16 protein-coding genes are annotated in these 25110 nt (G+C 58.4%); 9 read left to right on the forward strand and 7 right to left on the reverse strand.

Annotated elements, in window-relative coordinates:
- Positions 1 to 265: 265 nt before the first annotated feature.
- Entirely contained in the window at positions 266 to 1591 is a 1326-nt protein-coding gene (locus A9Q02_RS09500; RefSeq protein ID WP_097652330.1) for an ABC transporter substrate-binding protein, read from the reverse strand.
- 388 nt (positions 1592 to 1979) lie between these two features.
- Here A9Q02_RS09500 and A9Q02_RS09505 point away from each other — a divergent pair, with 388 nt between their 5' ends.
- Positions 1980 to 2984 (forward strand): substrate-binding domain-containing protein, encoded by a 1005-nt coding sequence (locus A9Q02_RS09505; protein ID WP_097652332.1) that lies wholly within the window; start codon positions 1980 to 1982, stop codon positions 2982 to 2984.
- Between the two features lie 20 nt (positions 2985 to 3004).
- Here A9Q02_RS09505 and A9Q02_RS09510 read toward each other — a convergent pair whose 3' ends face one another.
- The 4 genes from A9Q02_RS09510 to A9Q02_RS23670 all read right to left on the reverse strand — a co-directional run bounded on the left by A9Q02_RS09510 (position 3005) and on the right by A9Q02_RS23670 (position 5901).
- Positions 3005 to 4624 carry a peptide chain release factor 3 gene (locus A9Q02_RS09510; protein ID WP_245860480.1) on the reverse strand — a complete coding sequence of 540 codons (1620 nt, stop codon included), beginning with the start codon at positions 4622 to 4624 and terminating at the stop codon, positions 3005 to 3007.
- Positions 4596 to 4808: a helix-turn-helix domain-containing protein gene (locus A9Q02_RS25185; protein WP_216361489.1), complete on the reverse strand. Its 213-nt coding sequence runs from the start codon at positions 4806 to 4808 to the stop codon at positions 4596 to 4598. The genes A9Q02_RS09510 and A9Q02_RS25185 overlap by 29 nt, the downstream gene beginning before the upstream one ends.
- Before the next feature lie 190 nt (positions 4809 to 4998).
- On the reverse strand, positions 4999 to 5676 hold the full coding sequence (locus tag A9Q02_RS09515) for an ISAs1 family transposase (protein ID WP_097652334.1): 678 nt from the start codon (positions 5674 to 5676) through the stop codon (positions 4999 to 5001).
- Positions 5677 to 5724: 48 nt separating this feature from the next.
- Positions 5725 to 5901: a transposase family protein gene (locus A9Q02_RS23670; RefSeq protein WP_141508805.1), complete on the reverse strand. Its 177-nt coding sequence runs from the start codon at positions 5899 to 5901 to the stop codon at positions 5725 to 5727.
- 350 nt (positions 5902 to 6251) lie between these two features.
- Here A9Q02_RS23670 and A9Q02_RS25055 point away from each other — a divergent pair, with 350 nt between their 5' ends.
- From A9Q02_RS25055 to A9Q02_RS09530, 3 genes are all read left to right on the forward strand, one after another.
- Positions 6252 to 6374, forward strand: a complete 123-nt coding sequence (locus tag A9Q02_RS25055) for a hypothetical protein (protein WP_281256888.1) — start codon at positions 6252 to 6254, stop codon at positions 6372 to 6374.
- Between the two features lie 114 nt (positions 6375 to 6488).
- Positions 6489 to 10103, forward strand: a complete 3615-nt coding sequence (locus A9Q02_RS09525) for a reprolysin-like metallopeptidase (RefSeq protein ID WP_097652336.1) — start codon at positions 6489 to 6491, stop codon at positions 10101 to 10103.
- 127 nt (positions 10104 to 10230) lie between these two features.
- A complete protein-coding gene (locus A9Q02_RS09530) occupies positions 10231 to 11127 on the forward strand; it encodes a DUF4351 domain-containing protein (RefSeq protein WP_097652338.1) in 897 nt (298 codons plus the stop codon).
- A 251-nt stretch (positions 11128 to 11378) separates the two neighbouring features.
- Here the strand turns inward: A9Q02_RS09530 and eno are convergent, their stop codons facing one another.
- Together eno and A9Q02_RS09540 are read right to left on the reverse strand one after the other, a co-directional pair.
- Entirely contained in the window at positions 11379 to 12665 is a 1287-nt protein-coding gene (eno, locus tag A9Q02_RS09535) for a phosphopyruvate hydratase (protein ID WP_097652340.1), read from the reverse strand.
- 175 nt (positions 12666 to 12840) lie between these two features.
- Positions 12841 to 15528 (reverse strand): DUF4397 domain-containing protein, encoded by a 2688-nt coding sequence (locus tag A9Q02_RS09540; RefSeq protein ID WP_172450836.1) that lies wholly within the window; start codon positions 15526 to 15528, stop codon positions 12841 to 12843.
- A 201-nt stretch (positions 15529 to 15729) separates the two neighbouring features.
- Between A9Q02_RS09540 and A9Q02_RS09545 the strand changes: the two genes are divergently transcribed.
- The 5 genes from A9Q02_RS09545 (at position 15730) to A9Q02_RS09565 (ending at position 25110) form a co-directional block, all read left to right on the forward strand.
- Positions 15730 to 16455, forward strand: coding sequence for a DsbA family protein (locus tag A9Q02_RS09545; RefSeq protein ID WP_245860481.1), 726 nt, complete (start codon positions 15730 to 15732; stop codon positions 16453 to 16455).
- A 39-nt stretch (positions 16456 to 16494) separates the two neighbouring features.
- Positions 16495 to 17427 carry a diguanylate cyclase gene (locus A9Q02_RS09550; RefSeq protein ID WP_097652345.1) on the forward strand — a complete coding sequence of 311 codons (933 nt, stop codon included), beginning with the start codon at positions 16495 to 16497 and terminating at the stop codon, positions 17425 to 17427.
- A gap of 19 nt (positions 17428 to 17446) precedes the next feature.
- Complete coding sequence (urtA, locus tag A9Q02_RS09555) at positions 17447 to 18748, forward strand: urea ABC transporter substrate-binding protein (RefSeq protein WP_097652347.1); 1302 nt, start codon at positions 17447 to 17449, stop codon at positions 18746 to 18748.
- On the forward strand, positions 18745 to 23190 hold the full coding sequence (locus A9Q02_RS09560) for a response regulator (protein WP_097652348.1): 4446 nt from the start codon (positions 18745 to 18747) through the stop codon (positions 23188 to 23190). The genes urtA and A9Q02_RS09560 overlap by 4 nt, the downstream gene beginning before the upstream one ends.
- A 153-nt stretch (positions 23191 to 23343) precedes the next feature.
- Entirely contained in the window at positions 23344 to 25110 is a 1767-nt protein-coding gene (locus tag A9Q02_RS09565) for an amylo-alpha-1,6-glucosidase (RefSeq protein ID WP_097652350.1), read from the forward strand.

Below are 25110 nucleotides of genomic sequence, written 5' to 3' on the forward strand. Positions count from 1 at the left end.
TCGGCACTCCGCATATGCCCAATGTAATGCTTCAGCTTAATGAACCGGCGGGGAGCGCGGGCGGGCCGCCCGCGCTCCCGGGTTGCCGCAAGGCTCCTTGCCCTGACGAACGGCAACCCACCGTGAAGCATCATTGAACGCCTAGTTGCACTACTTTTCAAAGAAGCTCACGCGAAGGCGCGAAGGGTGAACGTACCTACGCGAAAACCCTTGCGCCTTTGCGCCTTTGCGTCAAAACAACCGCCTTCTTTGCCAGGTATTGCACCTAATTGCTATCGAGGCCCGACTGCAGATCGGACTGCACGCGATCGGCAAGCGCCTGAGGATCATCAAAGGTACCAAAAGGCTTGAAGTAGGAAGCAAACGGATTGGCATACTCGCCAGCGCCCTTGGGGGCAACCCAGTACTGCTCAAACCCTACGCGGAAGTTCGCGAGATAGGGGGCCACTTCCGAGCCGATGAAGGTATCGAGCGTGGCGCCGGGCTGCGTGGGGATAAAGCCAACCGCATTGATAAAGGCCTGATAGTTGGCTGGCTCTGAGAAGGCTGCCAGATACGCGAGGGCCGCCTCGGTATTGGGGCTCTTGGCGGCAATCGCCCAGCCCTGGTCATACTTGCCAAAAAGGAAGGAGTTATCAGCAACCTCATTGCTGCCCGGGAAGGGAATATAGCCCCACTCAAACTCAGGCTCAGCCGACTCGATCGCCGAAGCGTACCAAGTACCACCGGGGAACATCGCGACCGCACCCGAAGCAAAGCGACCAGGCGCAGCATCGCCCGCGATGCCACTCGCCCCTGACTCCATCATCTGCTGGGCATAGACCTGCATGCGCTCCCACATCACCATCGACTCAGCATCGTTCCAGCTTCGCGCCCCAGTCCAGAGGCCTTCGACGAGCTGGCCCTGATCGGGGAACAACGCACCAATCAAACCATAGGCACCGACGAAGATCGGCCAACCATCTTTGCCACCCGCCGTCATACAGGGAACATTGGCCTGCGTAAAGGTCTCACACGCCAGCACCAACTCGTCCCAGGTGGTGGGTACGGCAACATTGTTGGCGGCAAAGAGATCTTTGTTGTAGTAGATGCCACTGTACGAGACACGGCCCAGGTTTACCTGATAGACCTTGTCGTTGTAGGTGCCCGCATCCCTGATCGAAACCGCGTCATAATTCTGGACGAACGGCTGATCAGTGATATCGAGCAGCAGACCGGCATCGATGAGCGTCTGCCAGTTGGGAGCCGTCACATTGCTCATGTAGGGTTGCGCCTGATTCGAGAAACCAAAGATATCGATCACATCAACATCATTGGCCGTCAGGCGGGTCTGGGTCACTGTGCTCAGTTCGTTCGTGTTAACTACGGTCATGTCAACCTTGACACCAGGGTTGGCTGCCTCAAACGCCTTATTGAACTCCTCCATAAAAGCGACCATTGGGGGATTTTGATGGACAAGCACGCGAAGGGTTGTTGACGAACCGGCGGTACCCTGACCGCCCGGGGTGGACGAAGAAGAGGCACCACACGCCGACAGGAGCAGCGCAAAGACAAGGATCATGCCGAACATCGTTGAACGCCATCTAGACATACGAAACCTCCCAGAGCTTTGAGCGACACGTCGCCATTGACTTGCAACGATGCCGTTGCCGGTGCAGCAGTTGCCCGGTATTGGCCCGTTGCCTGATTACGAAAGCGGTTTCAGAGATACAACCTTGTAACGGTGGCCTCTTTTGCCAAAAGATGTCAGTATAATATGCGAAATTGCAGCCCTTACGCTGTCGGCCCTTATCTTGAAACCGATTTCATTATACAAGGTCAAAAGAGTCATGTCAAGGTGTTAAGACGTCCAAATATATGAAATCGCTTTCAAAATTACGCGCCTCGGGATTGGCGATCTTCCGCTTCTATGGTAGAATAGGGGGTATGTTGTGCTCGGCGGTTCTTGAAACCGCCGTCAAAAAACAGGACATGTTCCTATGTCAAAGCAACCAACCGTCAGTGATATCGCCCGGATCGCCCACGTCTCGCCAAGCACGGTTTCGCGGGTACTCACCGGGAACAGCCGAGTTCACCCGGCCAAGAGTGCGGCTGTGCTGGCCGCCATCGAGCAGTTGAACTTTCGGCCCAACCTGACAGCCCGTGCGCTCGCCCTTGGCAAGTCAATGGTGATCGGTATTCTGACCCAGAGCATGATGAGCCAGTTCTATGGCGAACTCGCCCAGGGAATCGAAGAGGGACTGGCGGGCAGTGGGTACCAAGGGGTCTTTGCGAGTGGTCACTGGGAGTCGCTCGATGAACAGGCTGCGCTCGATATTCTGCTGGCCCGCCAGGTCGACGGCCTGATCGTGCTGGGGGGCTATCATCCTGATACCGATTTGCGTGCGATCAACAAGCAGATCCCGTTGATTGCCGTCGGGCGCCACATTGATGGACTTGAAGATCAGTGCATCCGCGTCGAGAATGCCTCCGGCTCTTTTCAGGCTGTACGCCATTTGATCGATCTCGGTCATCGGCGCATCGCCCACATCAGTGGCATTCCGTCGCACCTTGATGCGCGCGAACGGCACCGCGGGTATACCGAGGCGCTTACCTCAGCCGGGCTTGCCGTGGATGAGCGACTGATCGTTGAGAGCAACTTCACCGAGCAGAGCGGCCTGCTTGCCCTTGAGACGCTCCTGGCGCGGGGGAGTCATTTCACGGCGATCTTTGCCGCCAACGACCAGATGGCCTACGGGATCAGGCTCGGCCTTTATCGGCGCGGGCTACGTGTGCCCGATGATATTTCGCTCGTCGGCTTTGATGATCTGCTCGGCTCGGTCTACACCACCCCGCCCCTCACCACCGTCCGTCAGTCGATGCATGAGCAGGGCCGCCAAGCCGCCCGCGGGCTGCTGAGGCTGCTTGCCAACGAACCACCCGCGCTTCCCTCCATCACGACCGAACTCGTGATTCGGGAAACGACCGCCCGCGTACGCGGGTAAGGCTGAGCTTCCCGGAAGCTTTAAGGGACACGAAGCAGTAACTGGGGACGCTCACGCTCGACATAGGCCAACTCCCATTCGTTGGCAAAGAGGAGCACCGGATCGCCATTGCTATCGCGCATCTGACGGATCGTTGAAAAGAGCCTCGTCTCAGACAACACCTCGGGTGAGCAGGTCGGCCAGCGAGCAGCGGTATAGGCCAAAGGCTCAAGGGTGGTCTCGACATTGTACTCGGCAGCCATGCGAGCCTGTACCACATCGAACTGAAGCTCACCGACAGCAGCGAGAATTGTCTCACGCCGCAGGCCATCAGGGTCATAGAGCAACTGCACAACCCCTTCTTCAACCAGTTGTTCAAGGCCCTTGTGGAATTGCTTGTGTTTGGCGAGGCTGCGATTCTGCAGCACGGCAAAACACTCGGGCGCAAAACGCGGGATGGCGGTGAACGTCAAGGGAGATCCGACACAGAGCGTATCACCAATGGCAAAGACCCCGGGATTCGTCACGCCGATCACATCGCCCGGAAAAGCCTCGATCACGGTCTCACGCTCACGGGCAAACATGCGGCTCGGGCGGGTGAGCCGGATGCTCCGCCCGAGGCGCGGGTTCTGAACCTGCATATCCTTGGTAAACCGACCCGAACAGATCCGGATAAAAGCGGTACGGTCGCGATGCTGCGGATCCATGTTGGCCTGAATCTTGAAGACAAAGCCTGAGAACGGTTCGGTAATCGGATCGATCAACCCCCGGTCACTCATCCGCATCCCAGGCGGCGGGGCGAGTTCAACCAGCGTCTGCAAGAAGGGCTCGACCCCAAAGTTGTTCAGCGCACTGCCAAAGCAGACCGGCGTCACCTCACCGCGGAGGAAGGTTGCCTCATCAAACGCTGCACCGGCACCTTCCAGCAACGCAACATCATCACGCAGGCGCTGGGCAGCCGCATCGCCAATCAGGGTCTCAAGGGCCGGATCAGCGAGATCAGCGACCTGAACCGGCGCACGGTGGGCACCATGGGCGGTACGCGTAAAACGCAGCACCTGACGCCGAGACAGGTTGTAGACGCCCTGAAAATCGCCGCCCGAGCCAATCGGCCAGTTGAGTGGCGTCGCACCGATTTGCAGCACCTGCTCGATCTCATCAAGCAGATCGAGCGGCTCGCGCCCTGGTTGGTCGAGCTTGTTGATAAAGGTCAGAATCGGCACCCCCCGGCGGCGGCAGACTTCAAAGAGCTTGCGCGTCTGTGCCTCAATCCCCTTCGCAGCATCGAGCACCATAACGGCACTATCAACCGCCATCAGCGTACGGTAGGTATCCTCGCTGAAATCCTGGTGGCCGGGGGTATCAAGCAAATTGATCCGACAGCCGGCATAGTCAACCGCCAGCACCGTCGACGTAATCGAAATGCCACGCTCACGCTCCATCGCCATCCAGTCAGACGTCGCATGGCGCTGGTGCTTGCGGGTTCGCACCGAACCGGCGAGATCGATGGCCCCCGCGTAGAGCAGCAACTTCTCGGTTAGCGTTGTCTTGCCTGCATCAGGATGCGAAATAATCGCAAATGTACGACGGCGGGCGGTCTCGGAAACCAACTGCTGATCGGCAAGCGTTTGCTCAGTTGGTGGGGTGATCATCATAGACATCAGGCAGGCATCTCCTAGAACCGTCCGCAGCGTTATGTTCCAGCGAGCTCAAGAGTTGGCCGCGAGTGACTCCAAGGGCACTGGCAATCTTCTCGAGCGAAGCAAGCGAAGGCGAGGCCGCATCTGCCTCAATTTGAGCGATAAAAGAGGGCGAAAAACCGTATTGTACACTATTATTGTACAAATGTGAAATAAGTGTTCACACTTTTCCATGGCGGTTGCAAAGTCCATTATGTACCAGTTTCAACACGCTTGTTCGCAAGGGTCTGATGCAGGAACCGATCAAGATGGTAGGCTATCGCTCGTTGCGCCTCCGCCACATTGGTGATCCCTTGACGCCCCAAGAAGCTGAGGGTGATATTGTTGAGTGTCGCTCACACATGGGGGGCCTGTCCGGTGCGCGTCCGCATGCTATCCTCCGCCAAGCTACCATCACGACGGCTGTGCAAACCGGTCTCGATTCCCCAGTGGATGCGCGTGGCCTCAAGCAACGCCTTCGCATCCAGCACCGCGACGGGAGCACTCGTCACCCCATAGCGCACGACGGTTGTTTCTTTCCCAGTGACCGTATCTTTGCTCCAATACTCCAGTTTGAACACCTGGGCCAAAGAGGGCCAGCCACTATCGTCCGCCAGCATGCTCCTGGTCGTCAGAATCCGCTCCTCAACCCGGCCATGTCCGCTTTCTACGATGCGGGCCGTGGTGAAATCGACCGGCGGGGCCGACCAGCCGGCGCTGACGCAGGCCGGTTCAAACAACCGTTCAATCTCCTGGCGCAACGTGGGCTGGTTGTCCTTGACCATCCAGAGATAATCCCCGCCCGCCTCCACAATCTGGACACTCAAGGCCCGTTGGGTGAACATGGCATCGCCGGTGATCAGGCAGCCTTGCAAGGCCAGTTGGCGCAACACAACCGGGGCCGCGACGATCTCGTTCTCTTTGGTGCAGACAACTTGTTCCAATTCCTCCACATCGACCGCCATGCCGAGGATACGGCTCCACGTCGTGTGATGGGGCATCTGCGCACGGGGAGTTGCAAAGAGCAGCTGCAACTCCTGACAACGCAGCTTGGCCCAATCAGCAATCGCTTCGACACGGCTCTACCCAGCCAATTTCGCCAGCACGGCAACGGTCATGATCAGCGCGAGCGGAGAGCGACGACCACGCGCCTTGCGCCGATCCGTCAAGGTCGACACTGCCGCAGAGAGCGCTCCCACATCGATCACACACGGTTCGTTCGAGTCGACGAGCGTAAAGGGCACGGTGCTATCCTGCATCGAACACACCTTTTGGTTTGAATGGTTGTTTCTTACCTCCATCATACACTGAAAGGTGTGTTCCTGCATCTTATAGACATAATCTCGATGCCAGCAGTATCTTTGCAACAGCCCTGCTGGAAGTGCGCTGTTTGATTGACAAGGGCTGGGTGATGGCATAGCATGAGCATGCTAACGAAACTACCCACGGTCAACGAGCGATGCAAACGGCTCTGCAACTCCCGCAGATAGCAAAGGGCAGGGATGGTTCCCCAGCCCTGCTACGGCAGCGGCAAACAATAGTAAGGGATATGCACCCTTGATTACCCAGACCATGGTTCAACGGCATAACGCCCAGTGGGCGCGCAACCATGCAGCGTCTCGATCTGAATGATGACTGGCATAATGATGGTGCGATCAAGCGTGCCCGTCGTCTTTGGATGCGTGGTGATTGGCATCCGCCCCCTGATGACCCGCGTGAGACCGTTGGATGACGCGGGAGCATGGCTCCCGCACAAGGTTGCGTTGCGTCGTTCACCGCGACTGATTGGCAGCCGTAACATAGCAAGAAAGCCGTTCCTGAAGCTCTGTGCCTGAAAGGGAAGCCCATGCTCGCACGCTTGCTGCTCGCTAGTCTGGTCGTCACGGCCCTGATCACGATCGTCGTTAGCCTGCCTCAACCGGCGCAACCAACCGCGCTGTCGCATTCTGCTACGGGACAAACCTCACCGTTCTGGCAGATCCCCGCTGGCCCTGTGCTCGCCGCCGAACCGCCCGCCGATGATCCCCTGCGCTATGTGACGCTACTTGCGGTGGAAGAACCGATCGATGCGGTGCTCAACCGTGCGCCACGCGAGGACAGCCCCCGCGCCTGGGAGCGGGCCGCGATCCTCGATTTGCCCCTGCCCGACGGTAGTGTGGCTTCTTTTGCCCTGGTGGAAAGTCCGGTCATGGCCCCCGAACTTGCCGCCCGCTATCCGCAGATCCGCACCTACCTCGGGCAGCAGCGCGACGACCCCAGCGTGACTGCCCGCCTCACCCGCAGCCAAAATGGCTATCACGCCTTCATCATCGGGCCAACAACGAGCAGCTACGTGACGCCGTATGGCGGGCCGGATCGCACCTTGCATATCGCCTTCGCCTCCAGCGATCTGCCGCCAATCGAATGGCTGCCTGAGCCTGAAGACGATCACGATCATGATGCGCTGAGCATTGCCCAGAGCGGCAGTAACGGCAGCATGCGCCGCGACTATCGGCTGGCGATTGCCACCACCGGCGAGTATGCCCAGTTTCATGGGGGGACGACGGCGAGTGTCATGGCCGAAGTCGTTGCGTTGGTGAATGCGACCAATGCAATCTTCGAGCGCGACATGGCGGTGCGCTTTACGCTCGCCGCCAATACCGATCAACTCTTCTTTCTTGATCCGGCGACCGATCCCTATCCCAATGATCCAGAAGGGGATGATCGGGTAGTGTTGGCGACGATCAACAATACTGAAATGCTGAATCGACTAGGGCAAGCCAATTTCGACATTGGTCATTTGCTTACCACCGAGAGCGGCGGGATTGGCTTTGGTCTAAATTGTAGCGGCCCACAGCATCAGAAAGCCATCGCTAATAGTGGCTCAAGCCAGCCAACCGTAGCCAATCTGTTAATAACATTTGCTCATGAAATCGGGCATCAGTTTGGTGCAAGCCATACATTCAACAGCTCAAGTGGGCTTTGTGGTCAGAATTATGGCGGATTTGGCCCGAATCGTAGTGCAACTTCCGCTTATGAAGCAGCTAGCGGCTCGACGATTATGGCCTACCCCGGCCTCTGTGCGCCTGAAAACATCCAAAATGGCGCCGATAGCTACTTCCATCTGCTTAGTCTGCTCCAAATGCAGAGCTTTTTGGTGCAGCCATTTGTGACGCCTTGCGGCGTTCAACTCACGCCCACCGGCAACACCCCGCCCGTAGTAGATGCAGGGTCGAGTTACACCATCCCGGCCCGCACGCCGTTTGAACTGGTCGGCACGGCGAGCGATGCAGATGGCGATCCGCTCACGTTTACCTGGGAGCAGTACGACCTGGGGGCAGCCTCGCCGCCGCTGAGCGATGACGGTGCGCGCCCGATCTTCCGTTCGTTCCCGCCAAGTGCAAATCCGAACCGGCTCTTTCCGCGCTACCTCGACATTGTGACTGGTCAGGAAAGCATCGGCGAAACGCTGCCAACGACCAATCGCACGCTCACGTTTCGCTTCACCGCTCGCGATAACCGACCCGGTGCGGGCGCCTTTGCCTTCGATAGCACGGCGCTCACGGTGGTCGCAGCCGCTGGCCCCTTCCAGATCACGAGTATTGCCGGGGGCGAGCGCTTCGCCCAAGGGGCGAGCCTCAGTGTGACCTGGGATGTTGCCAACACCAACCTCGCGCCAATTAGCTGCGCGAATGTACAGATCGATCTCACTGAGGATGCCGGTGCCAGCTACACCACGCTGCTCGCCAGCACGCCCAACGATGGCAGTGCCAATGTCACCCTGCCCAACCGAGCCATGCTCGCCGCCAACCTGCGCGTCAAGTGTACCGACAATATCTTCCTTGATCTTTCGCCCACCTTCAGCACGGCAGGTTCCATTGTCACCAAAACCAGCGATGACAACGGCACCTGCACGCGTGAGGATTGTGCGCTGCGTGAAGCGGTCAGCCTGACCAACGATCTGCCTGGCGCGAACGTCCTTGAACTGAACGCCGGGGTGTACCAACTCAGCCTGAACGGGGCAGGGCCACTGGTGCTCAGCGATACGCTGACGATCGAAGGCGCTGGGCCAGATCAGACGATCATTGATGGCGGGGGGCTGGATCAGATTATCCGCGTTACCCGCGAGACCAGCGTGACCCTGCGCAATCTGACTCTGCGCAATGGCACAACGACGGTTGACGGCGGGGGGCTCAGCAATCAGTTTGGCAACGTGACCCTGATTGATGTCATTGTAGAGAACAATCACGCCGACGGACGCGGCGGCGGGGTACATAACGATGGGCAGATGCGGATCGAGCGCAGCATCATCCGCAATAATCATGCGAAAACAGATGGCGGTGGTATAGGCAGCAGACTCTCGTTCCGCTTCTTCGATTACGATCCGCTCGGTTCGCTAGAGATTGTAGATAGTGTTATTCGTGATAATACTGCCGATAATCGCGGCGGCGGCGTCTACTTCTCCAGTTTCTCAGCTGATCCGGCGGCGCACTTGCGTATCGAGCGTAGTGCGCTAGTGCATAACAGGAGTCTCAGCGGCGGGGGTGGTCTCTCATTCCTCACCAATAACTCCACCAGTCAGAGTGTGATCGAAAATGTTACCTTTAGTGGCAACAGTGCCGACTTTGGTGGCGCTATCGAGACCTTCGCCAGCACGCCCAACGAGGTCCGTTTCGCCTTTAATACCCTGACAAACAACCGTGCCCGCTTTGTTGGCGGCTTCTACTGGGGTGGCAGTGCAGTCACTGCGACGGGCAACATCATCGCCGCGAATGGCGACCGCGACTGCGGTTTTCCTAGTGATGCCGCCACGCGCCCAGGCAGTCTCACCTCTGGCGGCTCCAATCTCGTTGGCGATGGAACCTGCCTATTTGACGCCACCTCAGACCAGAGCGGCACGCGCCAGGCTCCGCTTGATCCCCGCCTCGCCCCGCTCAGCGATTACGGCAGCACCACGCTCACCCACCCGCCCTACGATGATAGTCCTGCGCTCGACGCGGCGGGAGCCACCTGCCCCGACACCGATCAACGGGGTATCGCCCGCCCGGTTGGGCCAGCCTGTGATATCGGTGCGGTCGAGCGCAGCGCCAGTGATCCCCTTGCGCCCACGCCTACGCCTACACCCACCGCGGAGCCGTCAGCCACGCCCACCACCTCACCCACCGCGGAGCCGTCAGCCACGCCCACCACCTCGCCCACCGCTGGCCCGTCAGCCACGCCCACCACCTCGCCCACCGCTGGCCCATCAGTCACGCCCACCACCTCGCCCACCGCTGGCCCGTCAGCCACGCCCACCACCTCGCCCACCGCTGGCCCGTCAGCCTCGCCCACCACCTCACCCACCGCTGGCCCGTCAGCCTCGCCCACCACCTCGCCCACCGCAAGTACGACGCCCACGGCTGGCCCGTCGCCTACGCCTGGTGCTTCGCCTACGCCTGACCCTAGCCTCCAGCGGGTCTACATCCCTCTCGTCCGGCGCTAAATGCGCTGGCGTACGCGATCAATCCAAACCCTAAACCGTTACCATCCGCTTACCCTCGCCATCGGTTGGACTTGTTATCCTGGGAGAAACCGGCGTCTTCGTGCCCAGTGGAAGCAAGACCCAACCGATGGCAGAAACCGATCACCCCCTGAAGCGTTTTGTCGCCCTGGCGGCCCCCGATGTCGCCGCGTGGCTGCTTGAACAACCCGTCCGTGCCGTCACCACCCGCCAGGGCGAATTGACCGCCCAGCCCGACCCGCTCGATAGTGACCTCGTCCTGTTTGTGACGCTCGACACTGGTCACGAGGTAATTCTGCACCTGGAGTTCCAGGGTCCAGGCAGCAAAAAGCCTATGCCTACGCGCATGCTCGACTATCAAACCCGCTTGGCCCTGATCTACCGTGATCTGCCCATCACGAGTGTGGTATGGTATCTAGGTGGAGCCGGGGCACGTGATGCGGGGATCCACGAGCGGGTGAACCACACCGGACAACCGGCACTCGCGTGGCGCTACCAGGTCATTCGGCTATGGCAGGTGGATGCCGAGGTTCTGTTGGCGCTCCAGCGACCTGCCCTCTTGGCCCTGATCGGACAAACCCGCATTCGGGAGCCGGAACCGATCCTTACCCAAGCCGTCCAGCAATTGATGAAGGGCACCGAAGGCGAAACCCAGGCGCGTCTGCTTGCCGAATTACTCTTACTCTGTCCTGATGAGGAGCTTGCTGCTATGGCAGAACAGATCATCACCCGTGACTACGGGATGCCCGAAACACCCATGATGCGGAAGTTACGCGAAGAGGGCCGCGAAGAGGGCCGCGAAGAGGGCCGCGAAGAGGCCGAGCTGAATCTGCTCGTGAAACTGCTGACCCGCCGCTGTGGGCCGTTAAGCGCCGAGACCATCGTACAGGTACAGCGCCTTGACCACCACCAGCGCCTCGCCTTAGCCGAAGCCTTGCTGGACTTTTCCGGCGCTACCGATCTGAACCAATGGTTAGCGCGCGAGCAACCGGCCTCAGAAAACTGAGCGCAAAGCTAATGGTAGCCCCCCGCACCAGCGTCACCTCACGCCCGCTCGGCGTGGTAGCGCTGGTGCGGGGGGCGTTCGGCAATGGGTGGCAGCCTCGCCTGGGCCAAAACCAACATCGCGAGTGGGGCGGCAAGGGCCAGCCACGTTAAACCAGCGCATAAAGGCTGACCTGTGTTGACGCAAAGGCGCGAAGGCGCAAAGGTATTTAAACCTTTGCGCCTTCGCGCCTTTGCGTCAAATAAATACGCTCAGAACTTCACATGGAAGGCCGCTTTGCCGGCATACTTCGCGGCACCACCAAGCTCCTCTTCGATGCGAAGCAACTGGTTGTACTTGGCGATCCGGTCGGTACGGGCCGGTGCTCCGGTCTTGATCTGGCCGGCGTTGGTGGCGACTACCAGGTCGGCAATCGTGACATCCTCGCTCTCGCCTGAGCGGTGCGAGACAACCGCCGTCATCGCGTGACGCTGCGCCAGTTGGATCGCCGCCAGCGTCTCGGTCAAGCTCCCGATCTGGTTCAGCTTGATCAGGATCGAGTTGGCGGCATTCTCATCAATCGCCCGCTGCAAGCGGCTCACGTTGGTCACCAGGAAATCGTCGCCGACGAGTTGCACTTTGTGGCCGATCTTCTGCCGCAAGAGCTTCCAGCCCTCCCAGTCGTCTTCGTGCAGACCGTCTTCGAGCGAAATCAGCGGGTAACGATTGGCGATATCGGCCCAGTAATCAACCATCTCTTCGGTGGTCAGCACCTTGCCGTCACGTTTGAGGTGATACTTGCCATCCTCGTAGATCTCGGTACAGGCCGGATCCATCGCGAGCATGACCTGCTCGCCGGGGCGATAGCCCGCCTTCTCGATGGCCTCCATAATCACCTGCAAGGGCGCCTCGTTATTTGGCAGGCTTGGGGCGAAACCACCCTCATCACCGACTGTCGTGCTCAACCCACGGTCGTGCAGCACCTTCTTGAGGGTCTGATAGATCTCGGAACCCCAGCGCAGCGCGTCGCTGAAGGTCTCGGCACCAACCGGCATGACCATAAATTCCTGGAAATCGGTGCTGTTCGAGGCGTGCTGCCCACCATTCATAATGTTGAGCATCGGCACAGGCAAAATATGCGCGTGGGCACCACCGAGATACCGATAGAGTGGGAGGCCAAAAGCTGCCGCAGCCGCTTTAGCACAGGCCAGCGAAACCCCAAGGATCGCATTGGCGCCAAGCTTGCTCTTGTTCGGCGTCCCGTCAAACGTGATCAACTCCTTGTCAATCCCGATCTGATCAGCCGCATCAAAGCCAACCAGGGCCTCGGCAATGTCTTCATTGACCGCACGAACTGCTTTCAACACACCCTTGCCGCCGTAACGCGACTTATCGCCATCGCGCAGTTCCAAGGCTTCGTGAGCGCCGGTTGAAGCCCCACTCGGCACAATCGCCCGCCCGACATCACCACTCTCCAGGCGAACATCAACCTCAACCGTCGGATTGCCGCGCGAGTCTAGAACTTCACGGGCGATGATCTCTTCGATCAGCGTGGACATACTTCCTCCGCTCTATAATGCGTCTTGTTTTGCGGCACCAGGCCACATACGCCCGCCAGTATAGCATATCGTATTTTTGGCTGCCAATCTTCATGGTAGCTCTTTCTGGAACGCGCAAACGCCAGCATTGCTGGCGTTTGCGCGTTCCAACCATTCATTGTTGCGCCTACGGCGCTTAGTTGGCAACAAAGGGCAGGTAAACCCTAAAGCGCTCTGCCTCGGGGAGACCGAGCACAACCGTGCCCACGTCCTGATTGACCCCATCACCAACCGCAAAGACGGTGATGTCGTCGCCCGCCACCAGCGTAAACGGTGGCAGATCGAGCAGCGTCGTCGCGCCATCTGGGGTCGCAATGATCAGGTCATACGTCCCAGGAGGCAGCGGGAAGGTGGCGGTGCCCTTGTACGGCACATTGCCCAACCCCGGCACGACGGTACCGTCCTGCAAGCGGATCGAGACGTTCGCACCGTCACCAGGCGCAAACGGGGCAGCGTGGTAGATCCGGACACGCGCCGTACCAGCGGCAGGCGGGTCAGTTGGATCGTTCAAGAGCACCAACTCCGGCGCGAAGCCATTGGCCCCGCCAATTGCCATCGCCGTGTAGCGCATCCCCGGCGCAAGCGTCACCGACCCCGAAATCGCCACGGTATCGGCCAGCGCACGCGGCGCACTCGGAATGACCACATTGATCGGATACGTGCCACCCGGCAATTGGAGGAAGCCAGTCGTCTCGCCAAAGCCAAAGTCACTCGCCAGGGTCACCGGCGGAACCGTCGGCACGACCACATTCACCGCCGCACGGCCACCCGCAAACGGGGCCAGATGCGCCAGACGCACTTCTGCCGGGGGCACAATGCCATCGCGTGGCAACACAACAAGCCCTACATCCTGATTGACGCCATCACCAACCGCAAAGACGGTGATATCATCACCTGCGGCCAGCACAAACGCCGGGATATCAAGCAGCGTCGTTGACCCATCCGGCGTGGCAATGATCAGGTCGTACACGCCAGCAGGCAGTTCCAGCGTTGCCGTGCCCTTGTACGGCACATTGGCCAACCCCGGCACGACGGTACCGTCCTGCAAGCGGATCGAGACGTTCGCACCGTCACCAGGCGCAAACGGGGCCGCGTGGTAGATGCGCACCCGCGCCGTACCAGCGGCAGGCGGGTCAGTTGGATCGTTCAAGAGCACCAACTCCGGCGCGAAGCCATTGGCCCCGCCAATTGCCATCGCCGTGTAGCGCATCCCCGGCGCAAGCGTCACCGACCCCGAAATCGCCACGGTATCGGCCAGCGCACGCGGCGCACTCGGAATGACCACATTGATCGGATACGTGCCACCCGGCAATTGGAGGAAGCCAGTCGTCTCGCCAAAGCCAAAGTCACTCGCCAGGGTCACCGGCGGAACCGTCGGCACGACCACATTCACCGCCGCACGGCCACCCGCAAACGGGGCCAGATGCGCCAGACGCACTTCTGCCGGGGGCACAATGCCATCGCGTGGCAACACAACAAGCCCTACATCCTGATTGACGCCATCACCAACCGCAAAGACGGTGATGTCGTCGCCTGCGGTCAGCACAAACGCCGGGATGTCAAGCAGCGTCGTTGCGCCATCCGGCGTGGCAATGATCAGATCATACACACCAGCAGGCAATTCCAGCGTTGCCGTGCCCTTGTACGGCACATTGGCCAACCCGCCGACGACCGCGCCATCCTGCGTGCGGATCGAGACATTCGCACCGTCACCAGGCGCAAACGGGGCCGCGTGGTAGATCCGGACACGCGCCGTGTCAGTGATTGGTGGCGTGATCGGATCGTTCAAGAGCACCAGTTCGGGATCAAAGCCATTGGCCCCACCAATTGCCATCGCCGTGTAACGCATGCCGGGCGAAAGCGTCACCGACCCCGAAATCGCTACGGTATCGGCCAGCGCACGCGGCGCACTCGGAATGACCACATTGATCGGGTAGGTGCCATCAGGCAGGGGCACATAATCAGTCGTATCGCCGAACCCAAAATCATTGACCAGGGTCAACGGCGTATCGCCCGGCACAACCACATTCACCGCCGCACGGCCACCCGCAAACGGGGCCAGGTGCGCCAAGCGAACCTGCGCAGGGACACGCTGCGCACCACCCAGGAAGAAGAACTCGGCAGGGTACGTTGCCGTGCCTGTCCCAATGGCAAAGATTGTCGTGATTGACTGGGGCGGAACATTCAAGGTCGCCGGGCCAATGAGGGGCGGATCAGCCGTAGGATCGCTCGAAGGCACAACCTTGACCGGAATATCGGTAGCGCCGGGGATAGGGAGATAGCCACTGGCAACCCCAAATTCCACCCCTGTGAGACCACCAATTACTTCATCGGTTGTTGCATTGCGAACATCAACTGCGGTCGCGGCCTGAGCAGCGAACGGCGCCGCATGAACCACGCGTACATTCGCATTCGGAGCCGCAGGCACGCTATTATCATCAACCAGAGGGAAGAGACCGAGCGGAATGTTGGTTCCATCACCACCAGCAAAGACCGTATAATCAACCCCGGCCGCAAGAGTCACCGTTGCCGTAATCGCCGGGGCAACCGTGAGATCGGTTCCCGCAAAGACCTCTACCGTGTAATCACCAGGGGGCAACGTCGCGGTCAGCGGGGCATCCTTGTACTTGAAATCACTGGCAAGCGTTGCGCCATTGACCACTACCGTCACTGCCGTATCATCAATGGTTGCGGCAAAGGGGGCGAGATGAAGGATGTTGACCCGCGCATTCGCCTGGGCCCGACTCGGGGTGGAAGCAGCAAATAGACCGACCACCAGCGCGGTAATCATCACAACTGCTACCGACAAGACACTCCGTCGCATGCATTGCTCCTTTTGAATGCAGCGCATAGCAGGATATGACCACAGATCGGTCATACAAATACCACACGCTCAGACTTCACCAGATTGCGTTATATAGGCTGCACTCTTCTCTACGTACCCTAACAAGATCTGGATGTATGGTACAGGTGAAAGAGTATAATGTTGGTGATCGCGTCGAACGATAGCGAAGGAGTAGAGTTTGTGAAGCGTTTTTCTTGCTGGATGTTGCTCGTCTTTGTGCTGACCGCGTGTGGCAGTTACGCCCCGCCAGAAACCTCGGGGGGCACCACCGAGCTACGCCAAACGAGCGTGGCCCTCAATCGGCCCCCCACCATCCCCCCCTTGCCACCCGGGCCAACACCAACACCACGCCCAGCCTTGACCGAGATCTTTGATCTTCGTGATGACGACCCCCGTGCGCTTGGCGATCCCAATGCGCCCGTGTTGATCGTAGAGTTTACCGACTTTGAATGCACCTTCTGTCAACGCTTTTTCCAAGAGACGCGCCCACAGATTTTGAGCGAACTGGTCGAAACGGGCAAAGTTCGCCTGGTTGTCCGCGATCTGCCGCTGACCACGATCCACCCATCAGCGCTCGTCGCTGCGGTCGCGGCAAATTGCGCCGCTGATCAGGGCCAGTTTTTCCCCATGTACGAGCGTCTGTTTAGCAGTCATCAGCAAGAATGGGGCGGGGTTCCCCAACGTGATCGGGTTGTGTTCGGCGAATTTGCCGATCAACTGGGGCTCGACGGCGCCACCTTCCGGGCTTGTCTCGATGACCCCGAAAGCGAAAAAGCGGTCTTGAATGAAATGCAGGCCGCGCTGGCGCTTGGCATTAACTCAACACCAAATTTTGTTATCAATGGGCAACTGGTGCGCGGTGCCCAACCGTACCGCGTCTTTGAGGAACTGGTCAACCAGCAATAAGGTCTGCTTGCGCCCAAACCGGCGTGTAAGGACGTTCAGATGGAACAACAACCCGCACCGCGACAGAAGATCCTCCTCGTTGACGACACACCAGCGAATCTTGTCATTCTTGGTGATGCGCTTCAGGATGAGTATGATCTCTTCGTTGCCACTACCGGGGTTCAGGCCCTCCAGATGGTTGATGCCAATCCGCCCGATCTGATCTTGCTGGATATTATGATGCCCGTGATGGACGGTTACGAAGTCTGTCGCCAACTGAAAGAGAATCCGGCGACCAGTGGCATTCCAATCATCTTTATCACTGCGATGGATGCAGAAGAAGATGAAGCGCGTGGGCTCGAAGCAGGGGCGGTTGACTATATTACCAAGCCCTTTCACCTCCCCATTGTCAAAGCCCGTGTGCGCACCCACAGCGAATTAAAGCGCAAAACCGATATCTTGCAGAACCTCTCTAGCCGTGATGGCCTGACGGGAATCTTCAACCGCCGTCGGTTTGACGAAGTGCTCGATCTCGAATGGCGTCGTGCCGCACGAAAAAGACAGCCTTTGTCATTGATCCTGCTCGATATTGATGAATTCAAGGGCTACAATGATAACTACGGCCACCTCGCCGGCGATCAGTGCTTGCAACAGGTGGCAACGATCCTGGGTTCTTCACTACGCCGGGCTGGTGATTTCCTTGCTCGCTATGGCGGCGAAGAGTTTGTCATTATCTTGCCCGATACTGCGTGTGAACAGGCTAAGCATATCGCCGAGCGCATGCGTCAGGCCGTTGCCGAACAACGCATGGACCATGCCTTTTCGCGTGTCGCACCCTATCTTACGATCAGTGTAGGCGTTGTCTCCACCGAGCCAGGCCAGACCATCAACCATCAGGCCATGCTCCAACTGGCCGATCAAGCGATGTATCAGGCAAAAAACTCCGGACGGAATTGTGCTGTCTCTCGGGTGCTGCCCCACAACAGCACGTGAGGGCATAAAGTATCAGACCATGAACGAGATCAGGTGTACACCATTCAGAACAACGTTGATCTTCCTGTGCTTCTTGCTTGTGACGACCTCAGGCTGGGGATGCCAGTTCAGCCCTACACGCTCCGCCGAGCCAATCAAGGTTGGCATCCTCCATTCCCTGACTGGTACGATGGCCATCAGTGAACAGAGCGTGAGCCAGGCTACGCTGCTTGCCATTGAAGAACTCAATGCCCAGGGGGGCGTGCTTGGCCGCAGGATCGAGCCAGTTATCCGCGACGGTGCATCTCAGAGCGACATCTTTGCGCGTGAGGCCGAAGCATTGATTGTCAACGAGCAAGTGGCCGTGATCTTCGGCTGCTGGACGTCGGCGTCGCGCAAAACGGTCAAGCCAATCGTTGAGCAGTATCAGCACCTGCTCTTCTATCCAGTCCAGTCCGAGGGGATCGAGGCTTCACCAAACATTATCTATACCGGGGCCGCCCCCAATCAGCAGATCTTTCCCGCCGTCAAATGGGCCATGGACAACCTCGGTCAACGCTTCTTCTTGATCGGCTCGGACTATATTTTCCCCCACGCAGCCAATGCGATGATGAAAGACCAGATTCGCTCGCTGCGTGGCGAGATCGTCGGTGAACAGTATGTGCTGCTGGGCAGTACCGAAGTCGCCGGCGCCGTCGAGGCGCTTGTGCGGAGTCGCCCGCAGGTCATTCTGAACACCCTCAACGGCGACAGCAATGTCGCCTTTTTCCAGGCCCTCCGCGCCAAGGGCATTACACCACAAGATATTCCTACGATTTCGTTCAGCATTGCGGAAACTGAACTCGCGACGATGGGCACCGCTGCGTTCGCTGGTGACTATGCCGCATGGGGCTATTTTCAGAGCCTCGCTGGACCAATCAATGCGGCGTTTGTCCAGGCCTATCAGTCCCGCTATGGTGCCGATGCAGTGATCAGCGACCCGATGGAGGCAGCCTATCTTGGGGTCAAGCTCTGGGCCGCTGCGGTTGAGCAGGCAGGCAGCCTGGAATTCAACCAGGTGCGCAATGCCCTGGACGGTCTCTCGCTTGAGGCCCCCCAGGGTGCGATCAGCGTTGACCCAATAAGCCAGCACCTCTGGCGTACGGTGCGGATCGGGCAGATCCAGCCTGATGGTCAGTTTGAGATCGTCTGGAGTTCGACCAAGCCTGTGCGTCCGTTGCCCTATCCAGCCTATCGCTCGGTCGAACGCTGGGAAGCTTTCCTCACCGATCTTCATACCCGCTGGAAAGGCCATTGGCAGAATCCGGCAACCTTCCCAACCATTATCGAGGCCGAACCATGATCAAACTCAAATCCATTGCCACCGAACTCGGTCTGATCTTTCTGATAATTGCCCTTGTGCCAGTCCTGATTGGTTCGGTCGTCATCAATCAAGCCTTCAGCAACGCGATGCAACAAAAAGAGCGTGACGCCCTTGCTGAACGTGCTGATGCAGACCATATGCGCATCGAAAGCTATGTGCTGAGGATGATCCAGGATACCACGACCCTTGCGCGCTTGCCCGACCTTCCTCCGTTGTTCGCTGCCCCCCCAGGTATCATCTACCCATCTTATGAACTCATCGCCTACCTGAAAACCTTCATTGCCGAGAAGGGCTACTACGACCTGCTGCTCATTGATCAGGGCGGGACGATCCGCTATTCGCTCAAGGCCGAGGCCGATCTGGGCCAGAATATCTACGATGAAATGCTCGGGCCGACCGAATTGGCCCGTACGATTGATGCCGCCAATACCCTCTTGCAGACCGAAGTCTCTGATTTTAGTTTCTATGCGCCCAGCAATGCCCCCGCCGCGTTCCTCGCTGCCCCGATCTTCCAGGATGGCGTCATTGTCGGCAATGTCGTCTTGCAAATCGAGCCGAAGGAACTCTATGCGATCGTCAATCGCTTCGCCGGGCTCGGGACAACGGGCGAGATCCTGATGGGGGCCTATGACCAAGCGCGTATGATCATCACGGTACCGCCCCGCCATAACCCGGACTTGCCCAATCAGGCGATCGATGAAGCAGCGTTTCTGCCCCTTCGTGAAGCCTTGCGGGGTGCGCAGGGCAGCGGTATCTATCCAGACTATCGCAACGAGGAGACGCTTGCCGTTTGGCGGTATCTTCCCTCGCTCAACTGGGGCATGGTCGTCAAAATTGATACCGCCGAACTCTATGCCCCGATTCGGCGCAACGAGATGATCGGGCACTGGATTCTGGGCGGGTCACTTATTCTGGTCATTGGGGCAATGCTGCTCGCCAATCGACGTATTTCGCAACCAATCATTCATTTTTCCAGAGCAGTCCGTGCCCTGCGCCATGAGCCAATGCCATCACAGGTGGAGATCAAGGCCCGCCATGAGATCAAGGCGTTAGTTGACGATTTCAACCTCTTGATTGTTGATGTCCGCTCAGAACTCGAACATCTCGTGGAAGATCGAACGCGTACCATCCAGGAGAGCATAGAACGCCTCGATCAACTGGCCCGCCAGAGTCGCACGGTCACCTGGGAAGTTGACCCAACCGGATGCTTCCGCTTTTTCAGCCCGGTCGCCGAAGAGGTCTTTGGCTATCATCCAGATGAGATTATCGGCAAGAAGTATTTCTACGACCTGCACCCAGCCGAGGAACGTGAGCGCTTCAAAACCGAGGTGTTCGCGGCCTTTGACCGCCGCGAGGCCTTTGTCGATCTCGTCAATGCCGTTGTTGCTAAAGATGGACACCATATCTGGGTTGCCACCAATGCCTTACCGATGCTCGACCCGGATGGTGAACTGCTTGGCTATCGTGGGACTGACACCGATATTTCGGCACGCAAAGCGCAAGAACAACATCTCCTTGAAACAAGTCGCTTTCACGCGGCAGCGGCAAAACTCGCAACCGCCAATGCCAATCTGCGCATTGATACGATTGACGAAGGCATCAACGCCTGCCTCGCGATCCTCGGCGAATTTATGTCGGCCCAACGAGCGTATATTTTCAGTAACGATTTTACGAATAAAACCTGGTCAAATATCTATGAATGGTGTGCCGAAGGCGTTACTCCTCAGATCGCCGATCTGCAGAGTACCCCGTTTGACGTCTTTCCGGGGCTGATCGAACGGTTCCAACGTGGTGAGATGCTCGCCCTGGGAAGCCTTGATCAAATTCCACCCGAGATGCTGAGCGCCTATGAACTCCTTGCGATGCAGCAGATCAAGGCGCTGCTTATGCAGCCAATGATGGTTGATGGTGCCTTGATCGGGTTTCTTGGGTTTGATGATACGCGCCGCGAGCGTGTCTTTACCAACACCGAGTATGCCCTGCTGGGGCTCGCCGCTGATAATTTTGCCGCCACGCTGGCCCGTCACGAACAGTTTATGCGCGAGAAGGTGGCAAACGAACAACTCAAAGATGCCATCGCCCGGGCCAATGAACTGGCCGTACGTGCCGAGGCCGCCAGTGTCGCCAAGTCTGAGTTTCTCGCCAATATGAGCCACGAGATTCGTACCCCCCTCAATGCGATCATTGGCTTCCTGGAACTGGCGCTCAAAACCGAACTTACCCCCAAACAGTCTGATTACCTCGTGAAGAGTCGTTTTGCGTCGCAGACACTGCTCAGAACAATTAACGATATTCTCGATTTTTCGAAGATCGAGGCAGGCAAGCTAGAGCTTGAACAAGCCCCGTTTGTGCTGGCCGAAACGCTCAACAATGTCTCGAATATGCTCGCCGAACGAGCCGCCCTCAAGGGCATCGAATTGTGCCTTCACCTTGACCGTACAATGCCCAGGATGTTTGTCGGCGATGCCTTCCGCCTCGAACAGGTGCTGATCAATCTGGTCGGCAATGCGATCAAGTTTACCGAGACCGGTGAAGTCAATGTGCGTGCACACATGGTCGAACATCATGACGACCATGTTTTGCTGCGGTTCACGGTTCAGGATACCGGTATCGGGATGTCTGCCGATCAGCTTACCCGGCTCTTTGTGCCCTTTATGCAGGCCGATGGCTCAATGACCCGCCGCTTTGGTGGTACCGGGCTCGGCCTCGCGATCTCGCGCTCGCTGGTGACGATGATGGGTGGAACCATTGAGGTCACGAGCACGTCAGGCCAGGGCAGCACGTTTACTTTTACCATGGCCTGCACGCTCGCCGATGCACAGATGCAGCCTCATCCCGGTTTTGAATTGCCCGCCACGTTGCACGGACGCAAAGCGCTGGTCGTTGACGACAATGCGCATGCCCGTGAACTCTTGCAAGAGATGCTCGCAATGTTTCGCTTCCGGGTAACAACGGCTGCCTCAGGCGACGAGGCCCTCGCCCAACTCGAAGCAACGCCCGCCGATGATCCCTTTGCGCTGGTGCTGATGGACTGGCGTATGCCAGGGCTCGATGGCATTGAAGCAACAACCCAGATCCAGCGCAAACTTGCTGATCGTGCGCTACCCCTCATCATTATGGTCACTGCCTATGGCCGCGAAACAATTATGCGCCGCTCGGCAGAAGTTGGCATCGGTGCCTTCCTCACCAAACCGATCAACGAGGCCTCGCTCTACCATGCCATCCTCGAGCTCTTTGATCAGCCTGACAACCTGAACCTTCACCACGACCAAACAGCCGGGGCTACCACGATCGAAACCTATCGTAACTACCTGATGGGCCGCCGCATCCTCCTGGCCGAAGACAGTCCCTTCAATCAACAAGTCGCGGTTGAATTACTCGCCGAAGTGGGCATCGAGGTTGCCGTGGCCCGGCATGGCCGCCAGGCAGTCGAGATGTTGCTCGGCGACGATCCAGGGCGCTACGATGCCGTCTTGATGGATGTGCAGATGCCCGTTATGGATGGCTTCGAGGCAACCCGTACGATTCGCGAAGACGCGGCGTTGCGCGATCTTCCGATTATCGCCCTGACCGCCCACGCTATCAGTGGCGACCGCGACCGCTGTCTGGCCGCTGGCATGAACGATTACATCAGCAAGCCGATTGCAAGCCAGCAACTCTTTCAAACCTTGCTCCGCTGGGTATGCCCTGATGAAGAACCGGATCCACCACCAGCGATCATAACAGGAAAAGCGATGTTGCCCCAATCAGCACGCACGGAAGCCGACCCGCCCGAGGCAAACCAAGCCCTCCCAGAGACACTTGAAGGCCTCGCCATCAAACGTTCAATTCAGCGCCTAGGGGGCAAAACCAAACTCTATCGGCAACTCATCCAGAGCTTTCTGGTTGAGCATGGCAATGATGTCGAACGCATCAAGGAGGCCCTCACCGCCAATAAACCCGACGAGGCGCGGCGCATTGCACACACCCTGAAAGGCGTTGCCGGCACCATCGGGGCAACCGAATTGTCCACCGAGGCTGATCGAGTTGAACAGGCCCTCAAAACCACCCCCAACGAACCACTGGATCTGAAGGCTCTGCAACAGACCTGCACGCGCCTCAAAAACCTCTTGCCAACCCTCTTCCCCCAAGAACAAGAGGAGGTGGAGACACGTGAACAACCTGTGCCGCTCCTCGATGATCAGACCCGTGCCCTTGCCCAACAACAATTCGAACAATTAGCGGCTCTACTCAGCAGCGGCAACTTCGCCGCCCGCAAATACCTTGCTGCGCTCGGCGAGAGTATCCCTGGCCTCAGCAACCTCCCCGAATTTCAAACCCTCGCGCACCACGTCAACAACTTTGCCCTCGACGAAGCCCGCGCCGCTCTCCCCCACCTTACCGCTCGCCTCGGCCTCAGCCAAAAGGAACCTGAGCGCTAAGATGGTTGGGGCGAAAGATGCCAGCTTGGCTGGCATCTTTCGCCCCAACCACCATGCGCGGCGCGCATGGTACAATAACGCTAACCCCTGAAGCCTCGGTGCAACCATGGGCCTCGGTGCCCAACGTGTACCTCACATCATGGAGGAGCGCTTGTGTATGTTCCGGCCTCGCCGTATCTGCTTGCCCTGGAAAACCGCATTCGGCTTCAAAAGATCCCTTTTAGCGATCGAGGCTCACGGTTACTGATCTATCAAGAACGCCGCGTTGCCGATACGCTCTATCTGAAACTGGCCGAACGCCTGACCGCCCTGACCCCCGGCCTCTCTTCGTATCGCGCGCGACCGCCTTTTATCTCCAATCTGCGCTTGGTTGATGCCGAGGGACGCACGGTGCGCTTCGAGGTGACAACCTATCCCCACGCGCTTGTCTTTCAGACCCCGATCGGTGAGTTCCGGCTTGTGTTTCAAGATCATCAGACGGTGAGCTTTGGGCTCCCCAATGGAATCGCTAGTGGGATTCGCTTTACTGTCTCACCCGATCTCGCTCGGCCAGATGCCTACGGCGGTGAGTTCAAAACGGTACGCAACTGCGCCTATTCAACCAATGGCGAATTGGTGCTCAATCAGGTGGAACATAATGGGAGTGGCTACGATGTTATTTTAACGGCTCGGGGCGACGCCGATACGGCCATTACGCTGCATATTCAACCCGGGATGGAACTCGACCGTACCGTTGTCCCGTTTCGTACGGCGCTCGCCGCCGCTGAGTCCCGCTGGCACCGCTGGTTTGATGCCGTGCCCTCGGTTGATGAACCTTATCGTTCACAGTACTACTATGCATGGTGGGTGCTCGGGAACAATATCCTCGCGCCGTATGGCTATTTTCGCCGTGAGAGTGTCGCCCCCAGCAAGGCTCACTATGTCGGTGCATGGCAGTGGGATAACTATTTTCACGCCCTGGCCTTTCGCTATACCGATCCCCGCCTCGCGAGCGATCAGATTCAGTTTATGCTCGACCATCAGTTGCCCGATGGTATGATCCCCGATGCAGTCTACGATGAGGGGACGATCACGCAACTCGAGGTGCCCGTCGCCGCAGCGGTGACCAAACCCCCTATTGCCGCCTGGGTCGCCATGCTGGTCTATGCCCAGACCGGCGATATGGCGATGCTCCGCGAGATCTATGATCCGCTGGTGCGCTGGAATTCATGGTGGTTTGGCCTCAATGACGATGATGCCGATGGCATTGTGCAGTATTCCCATCCCTTCTCTTCTGGCCTCGATGATAGTCCGCTCTGGGATTATGGTATGCCCGTTGAAGCTGTCGATCTGAATACATATCTTTGTTTACAGATGGAAGCTTTAGGAAAAATGGCTCGCCTGCTCGGGCGCAACCGTGAGGCCGAGCTGTGGAAACATCGTTCCGCCGCCCTGGCCCATCGGATGATCGAGCATTTTTATGATGCCCAACGCGGGCTCTTCTGGTCACACCATCACCATCAGCCTATCCAGGTGATGACCCCTTTTAGCCTCTATCCCCTCTGGACAGGGCAGATGAGTCCGGCGATCAATGAGCGGTTGGTCGCTCATCTCCGCGATGTGGGAACTTTCTGGACACCGCATCCATTGCCGACGGTGGCAATCAGCGATCCTCACTTCAACCCCAACCAGATGTGGCGTGGCCCCGTCTGGATCAATATCAACTACATCTTTGTCGAGGCCCTGCAACGTACCGGCTACCGCGATCTGGCCCAGACGCTCGCTGAACGCACGCTGCGGCTGGTGATGGGGCAAAGCGATATTTATGAGTATTACCATCCACTGACTGGTGAACCGCCGCCCAAAGCGGCTCCGATGTTTGGCTGGTCCGCATCATGTTATATTGATCTGGCGATCCGTATGAGTCGAGGGGAAATCTAG

The sequence above is a fragment of the Candidatus Chloroploca asiatica genome, assembly GCF_002532075.1.
GTDB lineage: Bacteria > Chloroflexota > Chloroflexia > Chloroflexales > Chloroflexaceae > Chloroploca > Chloroploca asiatica.

Excerpts from the sequence above, each read along its gene's own strand:
- A9Q02_RS09530 (WP_097652338.1), top strand. The coding sequence starts at position 10,231 with ATGGCAGAAACCGATCACCCCCTGAAGCGTTTTGTCGCCCTGGCGGCC.
- A9Q02_RS09525 (WP_097652336.1), top strand. The coding sequence starts at position 6,489 with ATGCTCGCACGCTTGCTGCTCGCTAGTCTGGTCGTCACGGCCCTGATC.
- A9Q02_RS09560 (WP_097652348.1), top strand. The coding sequence starts at position 18,745 with ATGATCAAACTCAAATCCATTGCCACCGAACTCGGTCTGATCTTTCTG.
- A9Q02_RS09510 (WP_245860480.1), bottom strand. The coding sequence starts at position 4,624 with ATGTCTATGATGATCACCCCACCAACTGAGCAAACGCTTGCCGATCAG.
- A9Q02_RS09505 (WP_097652332.1), top strand. The coding sequence starts at position 1,980 with ATGTCAAAGCAACCAACCGTCAGTGATATCGCCCGGATCGCCCACGTC.
- A9Q02_RS23670 (WP_141508805.1), bottom strand. The coding sequence starts at position 5,901 with ATGCAGGATAGCACCGTGCCCTTTACGCTCGTCGACTCGAACGAACCG.
- urtA (WP_097652347.1), top strand. The coding sequence starts at position 17,447 with ATGAACGAGATCAGGTGTACACCATTCAGAACAACGTTGATCTTCCTG.
- A9Q02_RS09540 (WP_172450836.1), bottom strand. The coding sequence starts at position 15,528 with ATGCGACGGAGTGTCTTGTCGGTAGCAGTTGTGATGATTACCGCGCTG.
- eno (WP_097652340.1), bottom strand. The coding sequence starts at position 12,665 with ATGTCCACGCTGATCGAAGAGATCATCGCCCGTGAAGTTCTAGACTCG.
- A9Q02_RS09500 (WP_097652330.1), bottom strand. The coding sequence starts at position 1,591 with ATGTCTAGATGGCGTTCAACGATGTTCGGCATGATCCTTGTCTTTGCG.
- A9Q02_RS25055 (WP_281256888.1), top strand. The coding sequence starts at position 6,252 with ATGCAGCGTCTCGATCTGAATGATGACTGGCATAATGATGGTGCGATC.
- A9Q02_RS09550 (WP_097652345.1), top strand. The coding sequence starts at position 16,495 with ATGGAACAACAACCCGCACCGCGACAGAAGATCCTCCTCGTTGACGAC.